We start from the raw sequence: 18,651 nt of genomic DNA, 5'->3' as shown, positions 1-18,651 counted from the left end.
TCGTCCGGTCCTCACCGTTCATCGTGGTCGCTGTCGCCGCGTGCGGCGTCTTCGAGTTCGCTCAGCACCTGTTCCTCCACCAGGTCCGCCAGGGCGGCCACGGTGCGGTGGACCAGGACGTCGCGGGGCGTGAGGGTCACGCCGAAGGTGTCGTTGGCGCGGGAGGCGATGAGCAGGGCCCGCAGGGAGTCGCCGCCGAGGTCGAAGAAGTCGTCCTCGGCGCCCACGGTGGTCTCCAGGGCCTCCTCCCACAGGGCGGCGACGGCCTCCTCGGTGGGCGTGCGGGGCACCACGTGGCCGGCGTCCGCCTCCCGGGTCTCCGGGGCGGGGGCGGGCAGCGCGGCCCGGTCGGTCTTGCCGTTCTCCGTCAGCGGGAAGCGGTCCATCGCCACGAACGCCGAGGGCACCATGGGCCCGGGCAGGGTGCGCGCGGCGAGGGCCCGCAGTTCGGCGCCGGCGGGCGGTTCGGCGCCGGGGGCGACGAGCACGTGGGCCACCAGGCGCGGCAGCCCGGGCTCGTCCTCCCGCACGCTCACCACCGCGTCCAGGACCGCCGGGTGGCGCACCAGGGTCGCCTCCACCTCGCCCGCCTCGATGCGGTGGCCGCGCAACTTGAGCTGGTGGTCGGTGCGGCCCAGGTAGTGCAGTTCGCCACGGGCGTCGCGGCGGACCAGGTCGCCGGTGCGGTACATGCGGGTGCCGGGCGGTCCGAACGGGTCAGCGGTGAAGCGGGTCGCCGTCAGACCGGGGCGGTGCAGGTAGCCGCGGGCCAGGACCGGTCCCGCGAGCCACAGTTCACCGGGCACGCCGTCCGGGACCGGGCGCAGCCGGGCGTCGAGGACGTAGGCGGTGGTGGCGGGCAGCGCGCGGCCGATGGGGGGCGCCTCGCCGTCCGGTGCCAGCGCGTCGGACCAGGTGGCGACGACGGTGGCCTCGGTGGGCCCGTAGGAGTTGACCATGCGGTGGTGCGGTGCCCAGCGGGCGACCAGTTCGGCCCGGCAGGCGTCCGCGCCGACGATCAGGGTGTGCAGGTCGGGCAGGGTGCCGGGGGTGTCCGGCGGGAGGGTGGCGAGCGCGGCGGGCGGCAGCAGGGTGTGCGTGATGCGCCCGTCCCGCAGCACTCCGGCCAGTTCGCCGCCGAGCAGCGGGCCCTGCTGCGGTACGACGAGGGCCGCGCCGTGCGGCAGGGACATGCACAGCTCCAGCACGGAGGCGTCGAAGCTGGGCGTGGCGAAGGCCAGGACGCGGTCCCCGGCGCCGATCTGGTAGTGCGCGGCCTCGGCGGCGGCGAACGCGGCCAGCCCCCGGTGGGTGACGACGACGCCCTTGGGGGTGCCGGTGGAGCCGGAGGTGTAGATGACGTATGCCGGGTCGTCGAGGTGCAGCGGGCGGACGCGGTCGCGGTCGGCGGGCCGGTGGTCCGGCGTGCCCTCGGGCGGCGCCGCGAGCAGGCCGGCGACCTCCTCGGCGGTCAGGGTGACGGCGGGCCGCGCGTCGCGCAGCATCAACTCCACGCGCTCGGCCGGGTAGCCGGGGTCCACCGGGAGGAACGCGGCGCCCGCCTTGGCCACGGCGAGCTGGGCGAGGACCATGTCCGCCGAGCGCGGCAGGACCAGCGCGACGATGTCGCCGGGACCCGCCCCGCGGGCGATCAGCCGGTGCGCCAGCCGGTTGGCGCGGGCCTCCGCCTGCGCGAAGGTGAGCGTGGACTCCCCGGCGTCCAGGGCGGGTTCGCCGGGCCACCGGTCGACGGCGGCCTCGATCAGCGCGGGCAGCGTCGCCGGGGGCGGCGGCGCCTGCTGCGGGCGGGCGGGCCCGTGCAGCAGCCGGTGGCGTTCGGCGGGCGGCAGCACGTCGACCGCCCCCAGCGGCGCCTCGTCCCCGGAGGCGGCCAGCGCGGTCAGGGTGTGCATGAGCCGGGCGGCCAGGGCGTCGGCGGTGGCCTCGTCGAAGTACCGCGGGTCGTAGCCGAGTTCCACGGTCAGCTCGTCGCCGGGCGAGATCACCACGGTGAGGGGGTAGTTGGTCGCCTCGCGGGCGTCCAGTCCGTGCACGTGCACGCCGTGCGCGCCGGCGGTGGCGTCGCCGACCGGGTAGTTCTCGAACACCAGCAGGCTGTCGAACAGTGCTGTGCCGGCGGGCAGTTCGCTCCACTGGTGGAGGTCGGTCAGCGGCACGTGGTCGAAGCGTCGGTCCTCGGCGCGGGCGGCCTGCACCTCCCGCAGCCAGGCGGGGCACGGCGTGGACTCGTCCACGGTGACCCGCGCGGGCAGGGTGGTGATGAACAGGCCGGTGATGGTGTCCGCGCCCGGCAGGTCGGCGGGCCGCCCGGAGACCGTGGTGCCGAAGCACACGTCCCGCCCGCCGCCGGAGCGCGCCAGCAGCAGCGCCCAGGCGCCCTGGACCAGGGTGTTGAGGGTGAGCCGGTGGCGGCGGGCGAAGTCGGTCAGCCGGGCGGTGCCGGCCGCGTCGAGCCGCTGCGACAGCCAGGTGCCCGACCGGGCGGCGGCGCCCGGGGCGGGCCTGCGGTCGTACGGCAGCGGGGTGGGCGCCGCGTACCCGGCGAGGGCGGCCTTCCAGTGGTCCTCGGCGGCGGCGCCGTCCCGGCCGGCCAGCCAGGCGGCGTAGTCCGCGAAGGGCCGCCGTCCCGGGAGGCGGGGCCGGTTCCCGGCGGCGAGCGCGGCGTGCGCCTCCAGGACGTCCGACAGCACGTGGAAGACGCTCCAGCCGTCCAGCAGGACGTGGTGGAAGGTCCACACCACGCGCACCTCGTCCGGGCCGAGCCGGATCAGGGTGACGCGCAGCAGCGGGGGACGGCCCAGGTCGATGCCGCGGGCCCGGTCCTCGTCGAGCAGGTGCCGCAGGGCGCTTTCCTGCTCCGCCGGGCCGAGGCCGCTCCAGTCGAGCCGGGCGACGGGCAGCGGCACGTGGCGGTGCACGGTCTGCAGCGGCACCGGGACCCCGGTCAGGGCGACGGCGGTGCGCAGGACGGGCGTGGCGTCCACGACGTGCTGCCAGGCGTCCGCGAGCAGCGCGGGGTCGCGCACCCCGTCGGCGACGAAGGTGATCTGCTCGACGTAGAGGCCCTCGCCGGGCTCGTCCATGCCGTGCACGACCATGCCGGTCTGGGTGGGGGTGAGCGGGTAGACGTCCGTCACGTCCCGGCCGTCGCCGACGAGCCGGTCCACGGCGGCCTGGTCCAGGGCGGCCAGCGGGAAGTCGGACGGGGTGCGGCCGCCCGCGCCGGGCCCGGCGCAGTGCGCGACGATCCGCCGCAGCTCCTCCGCCGTCTCCTCGGCGAGCCGGGCGACGGTTTCGCGCTGGTGCACCGCGCGGGAGTACGACCAGGTGAACTCCAGGCACCGGTCGGTGACCCGGCCGAGCACGTCGAGGAGGTGCGGCCGCTCCGCCGAGCGGTCCATGCCGCCGGTCAGGCCCTCGTGGGGCTCCCGCAGCAGGCCGTCGCCGCTCACGCTCCGGTCCTGCTGGCCGAGGTAGTTGAAGCCCACCTGCGGCAGGGCGGGGAGCTGCGGTCCGGCGGGGTGCAGGTGCCGCAGCGCGCCGTAGCCCACTCCCCCGCGCGGTACGGCCCGCAGGTTCTCCTTGACGGTCTTGAGCGCGGTGCCGAGGTCGGCGCCGCGGGGCACGTCGAGGCCGACGGGGTACATGGTGGTGAACCAGCCGACGGTGCGGGAGAGGTCGACGCCATCGAAGAGGTCCTCGCGGCCGTGGCCCTCCAGGGCGACCACCACCCGGTCCTGCTCGGTCCAGCGGGCGAGGACCCGGCCCAGCGCGCACAGCAGGACGTCGTTGACGCGGGTGCGATAGGCCTCGGGGACCTCCGTCAGCAGGCGCCGGGTCTCCTCGGCGCCGAGGCCGACGGTGACGGTCTCCTCGTCGGCGGCGGTGTTGCCGCCGGGGAGGTCGGCCGGCAGGCCGGTGGGGTGCAGGGCGCTCCAGTGGGCGACCTCGTCGTCGAAGCCGCCATCGGCGGTGTGCGCGGCCAGGCGCCGGGCCCAGTCGCGGAAGGAGGTCGTCTTCGCACCCAGGTCGGGGGTGCCCCCGGCGCGCAGCGCCCGGTGGGCGGCCTCCAGGTCTTCGAGGATCACCCGCCAGGACACCGCGTCGACGACCAGGTGGTGGGCGGCCAGCAGCAGCACGGGCGGCCGGTCCCCGTCCCGGTGGCACAGGGCGGCCTTCAGCAGCGGTCCGCCCGCCAGGTCGAACGCGGAGCACAACCGGGCGGCCACGTCGGCCGGTTCCTCCGGGCCGCGGTGCACCTCCAGGTGCGGTGCGGCGCCGGGCGGGGTGCCCACCTGCCGCCACCGGCCGTCGCCCGAGGGCTCGTAGCGCATGCGCAGCGCGTCGTGCTGCTCCAGGACGGCGGCGAGGGCGCCGCGCAGCAGCGCCTCGTCGGTGTCGGGCGCCACCTCGAAGGAGACGGCCTGGGTGAAGTGCGCCGGGTCGCCGGTGAGGACGTCGAACAGCCAGTGCTGCACGGGGGTGAGGGGGACGTCGCCGACGACCGGGCCCTGGTCGGCCGGGGCGGTGGCGGGGTCGGCCGGTGCGGTGTCGACCGCGGCGGCCAGTTCGGCCACCGTCTGGTGCGCGAAGAGGTGACGGGGTGTCAGGCTCAAGCCCGCCCGGCGGGCCGCGGAGACGATCTGGATGCCCAGGATGGAGTCCCCGCCGAGCGCGAAGTAGTTGTCCGTGGCGCCCACGTCGGGTACGCCGAGCACCTGTGCCCAGATCGCTGCGAGGGTCTTCTCGGTGGCGGTGCTCGGCGGCCGGGTGTCCTGCGCGGTGACGGCCGCGGACCACACCGGCTCCGGCAGGGCGCGCCGGTCCAGCTTGCCGGTGGCGCCCAGCGGCAGCCGTTCCAGGGGCACCACGGTGGCCGGGACCAGGTGGTCGGGCAGGGTGCGGGCGAGGAACTCCCGCAGCTCGGCCGGGGCGGGCAGGTCGGCGTCGCGGGGCACGGCGTAGCCGACGAGGCGCTTGTGGCCGTCGTGCTCGACGACGCGGGCGGCGGCCGCGGCGACCTGCGGGTGCCGGGCCAACGCGGCCTCGACCTCGCCGAGTTCGATGCGGAAGCCGCGCACCTTCACCTGGTCGTCGGTGCGGCCCAGGTACAGCAGATCGCCGTCGGCACTCCAGCGGACCAGGTCCCCGGTGCGGTACATGCGGCTGCCGGGCGGGCCGAAGGGGTCGGCGAGGAAGCGGCCGGCGGTCAGGCCGGGCCGGTTGAGGTAGCCGCGGGCCACGCCGGTCCCGGCGAGGTACAGCTCGCCGGGCGCCCCGACGGGCACGGGCCGCATGCGGGCGTCGAGGACGTAGGCGCGGGCGCCGCCGACGGGGCGGCCGATGGGCGGGACGCGGTCGGGGTCGACCGGGTCGCAGGTGAAGGCGGTGGCGTAGACGGTGGCCTCGGTGGGGCCGTAGATGTTCATCACCCGGCAGCCGGGCACCGCCGCCCGCACCTGCTGGACGGCGCGGGCGGGCAGCGCCTCGCCGGCCAGGACGACGGTGTCGGCGCCGACGTGCACGGTGTCCTCGGCCAGCAGCCGGCCGAGGGCGGACGGCACGGCGCTGAGCAGCCCCGCCCGCCACGGCTCGGAGCGTTCGGCGAGGGCCAGCAGGTCGCGGACGACCTCCACCCGGCCGCCCGCCAGCAGCGGCGAGAAGATCTCGAACACCGACACGTCGAAGTTGAGCGAGGTGGACGCCACGACGTGGGCGAGCCCGCGGCCGGTGAACTCGGCGGCGGCCCAGTCGGTCAGCGCCACCACGGACGCGTGCGGGACGACGACGCCCTTGGGCCGGCCGGTGGAGCCGGAGGTGTGGATGACATAGGCCGGGTGGTCGGGCAGGAGCCGGCCGCGCCGCTCGCCGTCGCCGACGGGCGCGGCGGACGCGGCGGCCAGCCGGGCGGCCGCGTCCGGATCGTCCAGGGCGATCCGCGTGTACGGGCCCTCCGGCAGCCGCGACGAGGTCTCCGCGCAGGTGATCACCGCGTCGGGGCGGACGTCCTCGAAGAGGAACGCGATGCGCTCCGCCGGGTAGCCGGGGTCGACGGGCAGGTAGGCGGCGCCGCTCTTGAGGACCGCGAGGAGCGCCACGATCAGGTCGCCGGTGCGGGGCAGGGCCAGGGCGACGAACCGCTCCGGTCCGGCGCCGGCCTCGATCAGCAGGCGCGCGAGCCGGTTGGCGCGCTCGTCGAGTTGACGGTACGTCAACTCCTCGGCGCCGTGCAGGACGGCGGGCGCGTCGGGGGTGCGGGCCACCTGGGCCGCGAACGCGTCCGGGAGGGTGCGCCGCGGCAGCCGCGCCCCCGGCCCGGCGAGACGGTCCAGCAGGCGGCGCCCGTCGGCCGGTTCGAGCGGGGCCAGGTCGGCCAGGCTGCGGTCGGGGTCGGCGGCGAACTGGGTCAGGAGCGTGCGCAGGCTCGCGCCGATCCCCTCGACGGTGGCCGCGTCGAAGGCGGCCGGGTCGTAGTCGAGGCTCACGGTGACGTCGTCGCCGGGGGCGACGACCACGCTGAGCGCGTAGCTGGTCGGCTCGACGTCGCGTTCCTGCTCGACGGCGAGTCCGTGCCGGGCCAGGGCGCCCGCGTCGAACGGGTAGTTCTCGAAGACGACGATGCTGTCGAACAGGCCGGTGCCGCCGGGTACTTCGCTCCAAGACTGGAGCTGGGCGAGGGACACGAAGTCGTGGCGGCGCGACTCGGACTGGGCGGCCTGCAGGTCGCGCAGCCAGTCCAGCACCGGGCGGCGCCGGTCGACGCGCAGCCGGGTGGGCAGGGTGTTGATGAACAGGCCCACCATCGAGGTGACGCCGGGCAGTTCGGCCGGGCGGCCGGACACGGTCGTGCCGAAGACGACGTCGTCGCCGCCGCCGTAGTGGTGCAACAGCAGGCCCCAGGCGCCCTGGAGCACGGTGTTGACGGTCAGGCCGGCCCGCTGGGCGGTGTCCCTGAGCCGGGCCGACACCTCCTTGCCGAGGGCGACCCGCACGGTGCCCGACGAGGACGCGCCGTGGGTGTCGGCGCCCCGCCGGTCTCGGGGCAGCTCGGTGGGCACGGCGAATCCGGCGAGGGTGTCGCGCCAGTGCCGCTCCGCGCGGGCGGTGTCCTGGCCGGCCAGCCACTCCAGGTAGCGGGCGAAGGGGGCCCGGTCGGGCACCTGCGGGCGGCGGCCACCGGTCCGGGCCGCGTACCGCTCGCACACCTCGTCGAACACCTGGGCCGCGCTCCACCCGTCGAGCAGCACATGGTGGAACGTCCACACCATGCGCACCCGGTCCGATGCCAGCCGGATCAGGGCGAGCCGCATCAGCGGGGCCGCGCCGAGGTCGATGCCCGCCTCGCGGTCCGCGGCGAGCAGCGCGTCCGTCTCGCGTGCGCGGCGCTCGGCGCCCCAGCCGGTCCAGTCGTGGTGGGTGACGGGCACGGCGGCCCGCTTCTCCACCACCTGGAGGGGTTCGGCCGTCTCCTGCCACACCAGGCGGGTGCGCAGGATCGCGTTGGCGTCCGCCGTCTCCTGCCAGGCCGCGGCGAGGGCGTGCGGGTCGGTGACGCCGTGCAGGACGACCTGCACCTGGTTGACGTAGGTGCGGCCCTGCGGGTCCATCAGGCTGTGGAACAGCATGCCCGCCTGCATCGGGGTCAGCGGGTACACGTCCTCGACGCCGCGGCCGTCGCCCACGACCCGGTCCACGGCGGCCTGGTCGAGCCGGGCCAGCGGGAAGTCCGAGGGCGTGCGGCCACCGGCCTGCGGGGCGGCGCAGTGCGCGACGATCTCCTCCAGGGACCGCAGCATGCCCTCGGCGAGGGAGGCGACGGTCTCCTCACGGTGGCGGCCGCCGCTGTAGTGCCAGCTGATCTCCAGCTCGTCGTCCTCGACGCGGGCCACCACGTCCAGCAGGTGCGGACGGGGCGCCCCGGGGTCCTCCGCGCCGTCCAGGCCGCCGGGCACGGCCCGGACCAGCTCGGCGTCGGCGGTGGACCAGTCGAACCGGCCGAGGTAGTTGAAGCTGATGCCGGGCAGCGGTGCCCCGACGAGGTGTCCGTCGCCCGCGAGGTGGCGCAGGGCGCCGTAGCCGATCCCGCGGTCGGGCACGGCCCGCAGCTGTTCCTTCACGGACTTCAGCGCAGCGCCCCAGTCGCCGTCGGGCAGGTCGAGGGCGACCGGGAAGAGGCTGGTGAACCAGCCGACGGTGCGGGACAGGTCGAGGTCGTCGAAGTGCTGGTCCTCGCGGCCGTGCCCCTCCAGCCCCACGGCGACGGTGCTCCGGCCGGTCCAGTCGGCCAGGACGCGGCCGAGGGCGGTCAGCAGGACGTCGTCGACGCGGGTGCGGTACACGCCGGGGACCTTGCGCAGGAGGTCCTCGGTGCGCCGCCGGTCCAGGCGTACGGTCACGGCGCGCAGGTCGGCGGCGGTGTTGCCGCCGTCGAGGTCGACCGGCAGAGGTGTCGCACAGTGCCGGGAGACCTCGGCCCAGTGGGCGCGCTGCGCGGCGAGGTCCGCGTCGCCGGTGCGGGCGGTGAGGCGCCGCACCCATTCCAGCACGGACGTGGTGCGCTGCGGCAGCCGGACCGGCTCGCCGCTCCTGGCCTGCCGGTAGGCGGTCTCCAGGTCCTCCAGCAGGACGCGCCAGGAGACGCCGTCGACGATCAGGTGGTGGGCCGTCAGCAGCAGGCGCGGGGGCCGGCCGCCGCCGGTGAAGAGGCGGGCGGCGAGCAGCGGCCCGGTGTCCAGGCGGAAGCCGGTGTGCGCCTCGTGGGTGAGGCGGGCCTCGGCGGTTGCGGCGGCGTCGGTCTCCTGGCCGCTCAGGTCGTGCGTGCGCAGCAGCTCCGGTACGTCGGCGTCCGCGGGGGCGTACTCCTGGTGCCAGGTGCCGTCGGCGGTGCGGGTGAAGCGGGCGCGCAGGGCGTCGTGGTGGGTCCACAGCGCGGCGAGGGCGGTGTGCAGGGCGGCGGGGTCGACGTTCTCGCCGGTCTCGACGACCACCGACTGGTTGAAGTACTCCGGACGCGGCGGTTCGGCGCCGAGGAACCAGTGCTGGATCGGGGTGAGGGGCACCTCGCCCGTGACCGTGCCGGTGCCCGCGACGGTCGCGGCGGCGCCGGTCGAGGCGGCGGCCAGGTCGGCGAGCGTGGGGTGGCGGAACAGGTCCCTCGGGGTCAGCGCGAGCCCGGCGGTGCGGGCCCGGGAGACGACCTGGATGCTGACGATCGAGTCGCCGCCCAGCATGAAGAAGTGGTCGTCGAGGCCGACGCGTTCGACACCCAGCAGCTCGGCCCAGATGCCGGCGAGCACCTGCTCGGCCTCGGTGCGCGGTGCGCGGTAGGCGGTGTCGGCGGCCGCCGACCACTCGGGGGCGGGCAGCCGGCGCCGGTCGACCTTGCCGTTGGTGGTCAGGGGCAGTTCGGCGAGCGGGACGAACGCGGCCGGGACCATGTAGTCGGGCAGCTCGGCGGCCACGTGGGCGCGCAGCTCGGCCGTCTGCGGCACGGCGGCGCCGGGGGCCGGCACCAGGTGGGCGACCAGGCGCTTGCGTCCCTCGTGCCGGGACACCGACACCACCGCCTCGGCGATCGCGGGGTGGGCGGTGAGCCGGGCCTCGATCTCGGCGGGCTCGACGCGGAAGCCGCGGATCTTGATCTGGTCGTCGGCGCGGCCCACGAAGTGCAGGTCGCCGTCGGCGCTCCAGCGCACGATGTCGCCGGTGCGGTACATCCGGCCGCCGGGCGGTCCGAAGGGGTCGGGCAGGTAGCGGGCGGCGGTGGCGCCGGGGCGGCCGATGTAGCCGCGGGCCAGTCCGGCGCCCGCGAGGTACAACTCACCCGGCACACCCGGTGGTTGCGGTTGGATGGCGCCGTCCAGGACGTAGGCGCGGGTGTCGTCCAGGGGGCGGCCGATGGGCAGCGCCGCGGGCAGGGTGTCACCGGCGCGGAAGGGCCGGCGGGTGGCGAAGGTGGTGGTCTCGGTGGGGCCGTAGACGTCGACGACGGTGAGGTCGGGGCAGGCGTCCAGCACGCGTCGCACGGCGGCGCCGGGCACGGCCTCGCCGCCGGTCCACACCTCGCGGGCGCCACGCAGGCAGGCGGGGTCCTCCTGGGCGAACAGGCGGAACAGACCGATCGTCAGGAACACGCAGCTGACGCCCTGTTCGGTGATGGCGTGGCGTACGGCGGCGGCGTCCAGCTCCCCGGGCGGGGCGAGGACGGCCGTGCCGCCGCGCAGCAGCGGCACCCACAGCTCGTAGGTGGACGCGTCGAAGGCGTGCGGGGAGTGCACGAGGACGCGGTCGTGGCTCGCGAAGGCACGGTCGAGGGCGAGCGCGGCGACGTCCCGCTGCCGTACGGCCACGCCCTTGGGGTTGCCGGTGGAGCCGGAGGTGAACATGAGGTACTGGACGTGGTCCGGGTGCACGCGCGGCACGGTGGCGAGGTCCGCGGTGGGCCCGTCGGTGTCCAGGTCCGGGCGCAGGACGTGTCCTTCGGGGAGGAGGTCCGCGGCCGTCGTGTGCCACTCGGCGTCCGTGAGGAGCAGCTCGGCGCCGGCCTCGGTGAGCATGGTGCGCAGCCGGTCGGTGGGGGCCCGGCCGTCGAGCGGGACGTACACGCCGCCGAGGCGGGCCAGGGCGAGCTGGGCGACGACGAGGGCGGCCGAGCGGTCCATGAGCACGCCGACGGCGACCTCGGGGCGCACCCCGAGCGCGGCCAGCCGGCCGGCCAGGGCACGCGCCCGGGCGTCGAGGTCGCGGTAGGTCAGCCGCTCGTCGCCGGCCAGCAGGGCCACGGCGTCCGGGGTGCGTTCCACCTGGGCGGCGAACAGGTCCGCGGTGGTGGTGACGGGCGCGTCGGTGGCCGTGTCGTTCCAGGTGTGCAGCACCTGCTCGCGGCGGGCGGCCGTCAGCAGGGACAGCCGGGCGGGGGTGGACCGCGGGGTGGTGGCGAAGCCCTCCAGCAGGACGGTGAGGTACTCGGCCATCCGCTCGACGGTGGCGGCGTCGAACAGGTCCGGGTCGTAGCCGAGGCGCAGGGCGAGCTCCGCGCCGGGGTAGGCGACCAGGCTGAGCGGGTAGTTGGTGGTCTCGATGCCCTCCAGGCCGCTCAGCCGGAGGCCGTGTGCGGCGGCGAGGTCGTCGTCGACCGGGTAGTTCTCGAACACGACGATGCTGTCGAAGAGGGCGGCCCGCTCGGGCAGGTCGGTGTACGCCGTCATCCGGTGCAGCGGCACGTGGTCGTGGCGCCGGTCCTCGCTCTGCTCCTGCTGGAGCCGGGCCAGCCAGGTGAGCAGCGGCTCGTCGCGCGGCACGCGCACCCGGGTGGGCAGAGTGGCGATGAACAGGCCGGTGATGGCGTCGGATCCGGGCAGCTCGGGTGGCCGCCCGGAGACGGTGGAGCCGAACACCACCTCGTCGCGGCCCGCCTGACGGCTCATCAGCACCGCCCAGGCGCCCTGGACGAGGGTGTTGACCGTCAGGCCCGCCGTCCTCGCCACGTCGAGCAGGGACTTGGTGACGGGCTCGGGCAGGGTGACGCGCACCGCCGCCGTGGACTCGGCGCGGTGGTTCTCGCGGGGCTCGCGGTCGAAGGGCAGCGCGGTGGTCTCGGTCAGGCCGCCCAGGCGGGCCCGCCAGTGCCGTTCGCCCTCGGTGCCGTCGGTGTGCTCACGCAGCCAGGCGACGTAGTCGCGGAACGGGCGGCGCTCGGGCAGCGTCGACGGTGCGGTGCCGGACAGGCCCGCGTGGCAGGCGAACACGTCGGACAGCACCTGGAACAGGCTCCAACCGTCCAGGATGAGGTGGTCGAAGGACCACACGACGCGCACCGCGGTGTCGGAGACCCTGGCCAGGACCAGGCGCTGGAGCGGGGCGCGGGTCAGATCGACGCCCCGGGCGCGGTCGCGGTCGAGGAGGTCGCGCAACTGCTCGTCCTGCTCGGTGGAGGTCAGGCCGCGCCAGTCGGCGGACTCCACCGGTACGGCGGCCCGGCGCTGCACCGCGAGCAGCGGCTCGGGCACGTCCTCCCACACCACCCGTGCGCGCAGCACCGGGGTGCGGTCGGTGACCCGCTGCCAGGCGTCGGCCAGCACCGCCGGGTCGGGCACGCCGTCGAGGACGAAGGTCAACTGCTGGAAGTACACGCCGCGGTCGGCCTGGGAGAGCCGGTGGAAGAGCATGCCGGCCTGGGTGGGCGTGAGCGGGTGGACGTCCTCCAGGCCCGACGGGTCCTCCCCCGCGATCCGGTCGACGTGGGGCTGGTCGAGCCGGGCCAGCGGGAAGTCCGAGGGGGTGCGTCCGGCGGCGCCGGGCCGGGCCGCGTGCCGGGCGAGGCCGGCCAGTGCGTCGGCGTAGCGTTCCGCGAGGTCCGCGACGGTCTCCGGGCGGTGCAGCCGGTCGGAGTAGAACCAGGTGAACTCCAGGCTGTCGCCGTCGAGCCGGCCCACCACCTCCAGGGGGTGCGGGCGCGTCGAGGCGGGATCGGCGTCCAGCTCCAGCGGGCGGGCCAGCCCGCGGAACAGGCCCCCCTCGGAGGTCCCGGACAGGCCGAACCGGCCGAGGTAGTTGAAGCTGATCTGCGCGTTGGTCGCCGGGAGCGGTGCGTCGTCGCGGCCGGGCAGGGTCAGGGCGCCGTGGCCGATGCCGTGCCGGGGCACGGCGCGCAGGTGTTCCTTGACCTGCTTGAGCACGCCGTCCCAGTCGTCCTCGGGCGGGACGGCCAGGGCGACGGGGTGGCGGGTGGTGAACCAGCCGACGGTGCGGCTGGTGTCGACGTCGGCGAACAGGTCCTCGCGGCCGTGCCCTTCGACGTCGACCAGGACCCGCTCGTGGCCGCTCCAGCCGCACAGCACCCGGCCGAGCGCGGCGAGCAGGACGTCGTTGGCCCGGGTGCGGTAGGTCTCGGGCAGGGTCCGCAGCAGCAGGTCGGTGTCCTCGGGGCCGATCCGGACCGTCACCGAGCGCTGGGAGGCGTAGGTGTTGGTGCCTTCCAGGTCCGCGGGCAGGGCTGCCGGGGCGCCTTCGGTCTCCCGGGTCCAGTAGGCCGTCTCCGCGGCGAAGCCCCCGGCGGCGGTGTGCGCGGCGAGGCGTTCGGCCCACTGGCGCAGCGGGGAGGACTTGCGGGGCAGCGCGGCCGCGCCGTCCCGGCCCTCGCGGCGGGCGCGGTAGGCGCGTTCGAGGTCTTCGAGGAGCAGGCGCCAGGAGACGCCGTCCACGACGAGGTGGTGCACGGACAGGTGCAGGACGGGCGGCCGTCCGTCGCCCCGGTCGTGCAGGACGGCGCGCAGCAGCGGGCCGTGGTCCAGGTCGTACGGGCCGAGGTGCGGGGTGTCGGTGTCCGGGCCGGTGTGGCGGATCAGGCGGCAGCGCGCGGCCGGCCGGTCGATCAGCCACCGTACGCCCGTCTCGTCGGCGAGGAACCGGGACCGCAGCGCGTCGTGGTGGGCGACCACGTCGTCCAGGGCGGCCTGGAGGGCGCCCTCGTCGACGTCGGCGGGCAGGTCCAGCGACAGCGTCTGGGCGAAGTGCCCGGCCCGCTCGGCGGCGCTGTCGAACAGCCAGTGCTGGATGGGGGTCAGGGGCGCGGTGCCGGTGGCCTCGACGGGGGCGGCCGGGGCGGGCCTGCGCCGGCTGCCCGTCTCGTCGGCGCGGCGGGCCAGGGCGGCGAGCGTCTGGTGCTGGTAGACGTCGCGCGAGCTGATCGTCAGGCCCGCTTGGCGAGCCTGGGCGACGACCTGGATGCTGAGGATGGAGTCGCCGCCCAGCGCGAAGAAGTTGTCGTCCGCTCCGACGCGCTCCACGTGCAGGACGCCGGCCCAGATGGCGGCCAGGGTCCGTTCGGTGGGGGTCCGGGGCGCGACGTGACGGGCGGCAGGTTCGGCGGGAGCCGGGTCGGGGAGCCTGCTCCGGTCCAGTTTGCCGTTGGGGTTGAGCGGCAGGGCGGGCAGCACCACGACGGCCGAGGGGACCATGTAGTCGGGCAGGGTGCGCCCCAGTTCACGGCGTACGGCCTCGGGTTCCACGGTGGCACCGGCGGCGGGGACGACGTATCCGGCCAGGCGGCGGTGACCGTCGCCCTCGCGGACGGTGGCAGCGGCCTCGGTGACACCCGCGCAGCGGCGCAGGGCCTCCTCGATCTCGCCGAGTTCGATGCGGAAGCCGCGCACCTTGACCTGCTGGTCGACGCGGCCGAGGTACTCCAGCCGGCCGTCGGCGCTCCAGCGCACCAGGTCGCCCGTGCGGTACATGCGGTCCCCGGGGGCGCCGAACGGGTCGGCGACGAAGCGGGCGGCGGTCAGGCCGGGCCGGTGCAGGTAGCCGCGTGCGAGTCCGCCGCCGCCCAGGTGGAGCTCACCGGTGACGCCCGGCGGCTGGGGGCGCAGCAGACGGTCCAGCACATAGGCGCGGGTGCGGGCGATGGGACGGCCGATGGGCGGGGCCTGCTCGGGGACGGTGCCGCCGGCGAACCAGGCCGTGGCGTAGACGGTGGCCTCGGTGGGGCCGTAGATGTTCGCCACCTCCGCCGCGGGCATCGCGTCCTTGATGTCGCGGACGGTCCGGGCGGGCAGGGCCTCCCCGGCCAGGACGACGGTGTCCGCCTCCAGGGCGCCGTCGCCGCCGAACACCCGGGACAGCGCGGAGGGCACGCCGCTGAGGAGTCCGGCCCGGCGCGGCCGGGAGCCGTCGGTGAGGTCGGCCAGCGCGGTGAGGTCGGCGATCACCTCGACACCGCCGCCGGCCAGCAGGGGGCACAGCAGCTCGAAGACGGACACGTCGAAGTTGAGGGAGGTGGAGGCGATGACGTGGGCGAAGCCGCGCGCCCCGAACGTGTCCCCGGCCCAGGCGGCCAGTGCGGCCACGCTGCCGTGGGTGACGACCACGCCCTTGGGCCGGCCGGTGGAGCCGGAGGTGTAGATGACGTACGCGGGGTGGGACGGGAGCAGCGGCGCCGTCCGGTCGGCGTCGGTCAGGTCGGCTGCGGCGGGGTCGCCGGTCGGGTCCGGGGCGTCGGCGCCGAGGGGTGCGACCTCCTCCAGCAGCAGCGGCACGCAGTCCGCGGGGAGCGCGTGCGCCGTCTCCTGGGTGGCCAGGACGAGCGCGGGGGCCGCGTCGGCCAGCATGAAGCGGATGCGCTCGGCCGGATAGGCGGGGTCGACGGGCAGGTAGCCGGCGCCCGACTTGAGGACGGCCCACAGCGCCGGCAGCAGGTCGGCGGTGCGCGGCAGGCACAGCGCCACCAGGGACTCCGGTCCCGCGCCCCGCGCCGCCAGCAGCCGGGCGAGACGGTTGGCACGCCGGTTCAGCCCGGCGTAGTCCAGCCGGGTCGTGCCGCAGGTCACCGCGGTCCGGTCGGGGGTCCGGGCCACCTGCTGCTCGAACAGGGCGGGGAGGGTGGCGCCGTCGGCCCGGTCCGCTGCCGTGGCGGGCGGGTTCCAGGAGTCCAGGAGCACGCGCCGCTCGTCGTCGGACAGCAGCGGGAGTTCGGCGAGCGTCCGGTGCGGGCCGTCCGCCATGCCTTCGAGCAGGTGCCGCAGTTGCCGGCCCATCCGGGCCACGGTCGCCTCGTCGAAGAGGTCGGTGTTGTACTCGACGGTCAGCTCGTGCCCGCCGTCGGCGCGGGGCGCGAACTCCAGCACGAGGTCGAAGCGTGCTGCCGGGCGGGGCAGCGGATGGTCGTCGATCCGTACGCCGGCGGCGACCGGCGGCCGGGCGGGGGCCGCCTGCTGCACCACCAGCGCCTGCACCAGCGGGGTGCGGCTGGGGTCCCGCGGCGGGGCCAGTTCCTCGACCACCCGGTCGAAGGGCACACCGTCGTGGGCGAACGCGTCCAGCACGGTCGCGCGCATGGTCTGCACGAACCGGTCCACCGTGGCGGCGTCGTCGACCTCGCCACGCAGCACGACGGTGTTGGCGAAGAAGCCCGTCACGTCCTCCAGTTCGCGGCGGTCCCGCCCGTTGGTGACGGTGCCGAACGCCACGTCCCGCTGCCCGGAGTAGCGGGCGAACAGCACGGCGGCCGCCGCGGCGAACACCGTGAAGACGGTGGTGTCGCGGCCCGCCGCGAGCAGCCGCAGCCGGTCCACCAGGGACCGCGGAACGTCCTGGCGGTGTGCCGCCCCAACGGTGGTGCGCACCGCGGGGCGCGGCCGGTCGGTGGGCAGGTCGAGTTGCTGGAGTCCGGCGAGGTGGCGTTTCCAGTAGGCGAGGTCGTCGGCGTGGGCGTCGGCGCTGTGCCGCTCGCGCTCCCACAGCGCGAAGTCCGGGTACTGCACCTCCTGCCGGGGCAGACCGTCGGGTTCGCCCGCGGCCTCGGCGCGGTAGAGCGCCGCCAGGTCCCGGGTCAGGACCCCGACCGACCAGCCGTCGGTGACGATGTGGTGCTGGGCCAGCAGCAGCACGTGGTCCTCGGCCGCCCGGCGGACGAGCAGTGCCCGCGTCAGGGGCCCGGTCGTCAGGTCGTGGGGGCGGCGCAGTTCCTCGGTGAGCAGGCGTTCGACGGCCTGGTCGCGCCGGTCGGCGGGCACCTGGCCCGCGTCGGCGGTGCGCAGCGGCAGGTCCGGCTCGGGGGCGACGAGTTGGACGCCCTGCCCGTCGACGGTGGCGAAGGTGGTGCGCAGGGACTCGTGGCGGGCGGCGAGCCGGTGGAGGGCGCGTTGCAGGGCGGCCGTGTCGAGGGGGCCGTGCAGGCGCAGCGCGACGCCGGTGTTGTACTCGGTGCCGCCGTCGGCGAGGTCGTCGAGGAACCACAGGCGGCGCTGGGCGCTGGAGAGCGGGACGGGCCCCGAACGCTCGACGGCGGGGATCTGCTCCTGCGGCGCGGTGGACGGCTCGCCGGTCAGCGGGGCGAGCGCGGCGACGGTCCGCGCGGTGAACACGTCGCGCAGGGAGAGCCGGGTGCCGAACGCCTCCCGGACCCGGGTCAGGGTGCGGGCCGCGAGGATCGAGTCGCCGCCCAGGTCGAAGAAGTCGTCGGTGACGCCGACGGTGTCGACACCGAGGACGTCGGCCCAGATCGCGGCCAGGGTCCGCTCGGTGTCGGTGCGGGGTGCGACGTGCTGCTCGGCGGCCACCCCGCCGGGGGCGGGCAGGGCCCTCAGGTCGATCTTGTGCTGCGGGGTCAGCGGCAGCGCGTCCAGCACCACGACGGCCGAGGGCACCATGTGGGCGGGCAGGGCGGCGGTGAGGGCGGTGCGCAGCCGGGCCGGCTCGGGCCGGTGAGCGGGGTCGGCGGGAGTGACGTAGCCGATGAGGCGGCCGCGTGCGGGTTCCTCGTCGCGGACCACGACGACGGCCTCACGGACGTGCGGGTCGCGGAGCAGGGCGGCCTCGATCTCGCCGGGCTCGATGCGGAAGCCGCGCACCTTGACCTGCCGGTCGGCGCGGCCGAGGAACTCCAGCTCGCCGTCGGCGCGTCGGCGCACCCGGTCGCCGGTGCGGTAGAGGCGGGCGCCGGGCGGCCCGGAGGGGTGAGCGACGAACCGCGTGGCGGTGAGCCCGGGCCGGCCGAGGTAGCCGCGGGCCAGGCCCTCGCCGCCCACGTACAGCTCGCCCTCGGTGCCGGGCGGTACCGGGTGCAGCGCCGCGTCCAGGACGTGTGCCTCGGTGCCGGGCAGCGGGCCGCCGATGGTGGGTGTCCCGGTGCCGGCGGCCAGCGGTCCGGTCCAGGTGGCGACGATGGTGGCCTCGGTCGGCCCGTACGAGTTGATCATGCGGCGGCCGGGGGCCCACCGGTCGACGAGTGCGGCCGGGCACGCCTCGGCGCCGACGATCAGGGTGCGCAGGGAGGGCAGGCCGCCGAGGTCCGCCGGGTCGGGCAGGGTGGCGAGGGCCGCCGGCGGTATGAGGGCGTGGGTGATGCGGTGCTCGTCCAGGACGGCGGCGAGTTCGTCGCCGAGCCACGGTCCGTGCGGCGGTACGACCAGCGCGGCCCCCGACAGGACGGAGATGAACAGCTCCAGTACGGAGGCGTCGAAGCTCGGCGAGGAGAACTGCAGCACGCGGTCGCCCGGGCCGACGGCGTAGCGCTCGGCGGCCGCGGCGGCGAACCCGGCGATGCCCCGGTGGGTGACGGTGACGCCCTTGGGTGTGCCGGTGGAGCCGGAGGTGAAGATGACGTACGCGGCGTGGTCGGGGTGCACCCGGCTCGGGGGCGGGTCCGTCCGCCCGCCCTCGCCGTCCAGCAGTGCGCGGACCCGGGCCGGGTCGTCCAGGACGACGGCGGGCGCGGCGTCGGCGAGCATCAGCGCCCGTCGTTCGGCCGGGTAGCCGGGGTCGACCGGGAGGAACGCCGCGCCGGTGAGGGTGACCGCCAGCTCGGCGGCGATCAGTTCGATCGAGCGCGGCAGGACCAGCGCCACCGTCCGCTCCGGTCCGGCGCCGCCTGCGGCCAGGTGCGCGGCGAGCCGGCCGGCTCGCCGGGCGAGTTCTCCGTACGACCAGGTGCGCCGTCCGTCGGTGACCGCGGGCGCGTCCGGGTCGCGCGTCACCCACGCGGTGAAGAGCTCACCGAGCGGGACGTGCCGGGTGGCGTCGCCGACCGGGGCGGGCGGCGGGGTGCCGGCCCCCGGGGGGACGGGTGTGGCGGGGCGCTGGGCGTGCAGGTCCGTCATCGGGGTGCAGTCCTTCGGGCGGGGGCGGCGCGCG

At 76.2% G+C, this 18,651-nt stretch carries 1 protein-coding gene; it reads right to left on the bottom strand.

What is annotated here, in order from left to right; translation table 11 throughout:
- Nucleotides 1-11: 11 nt before the first annotated feature.
- The gene (locus ACZ6ZN_RS18760) at nt 12-18,617 is read right to left on the bottom strand and encodes a non-ribosomal peptide synthetase (RefSeq protein WP_469647541.1); all 18,606 of its coding nucleotides are present in this window, start codon (nt 18,615-18,617) and stop codon (nt 12-14) included.
- Nucleotides 18,618-18,651 lie beyond the last annotated feature (34 nt).

The organism is Streptomyces sp. NPDC053665 (assembly GCF_055585285.1).
Note: the sequence above shows the minus strand (reverse complement) of the source record. Positions and strands in the feature narration are given on the sequence as shown.

Bases quoted from the DNA above. Each gene is read 5' to 3' on its own strand.
- ACZ6ZN_RS18760 (WP_469647541.1), bottom strand. From the start codon at position 18,617: ATGACGGACCTGCACGCCCAGCGCCCCGCCACACCCGTCCCCCCGGGG.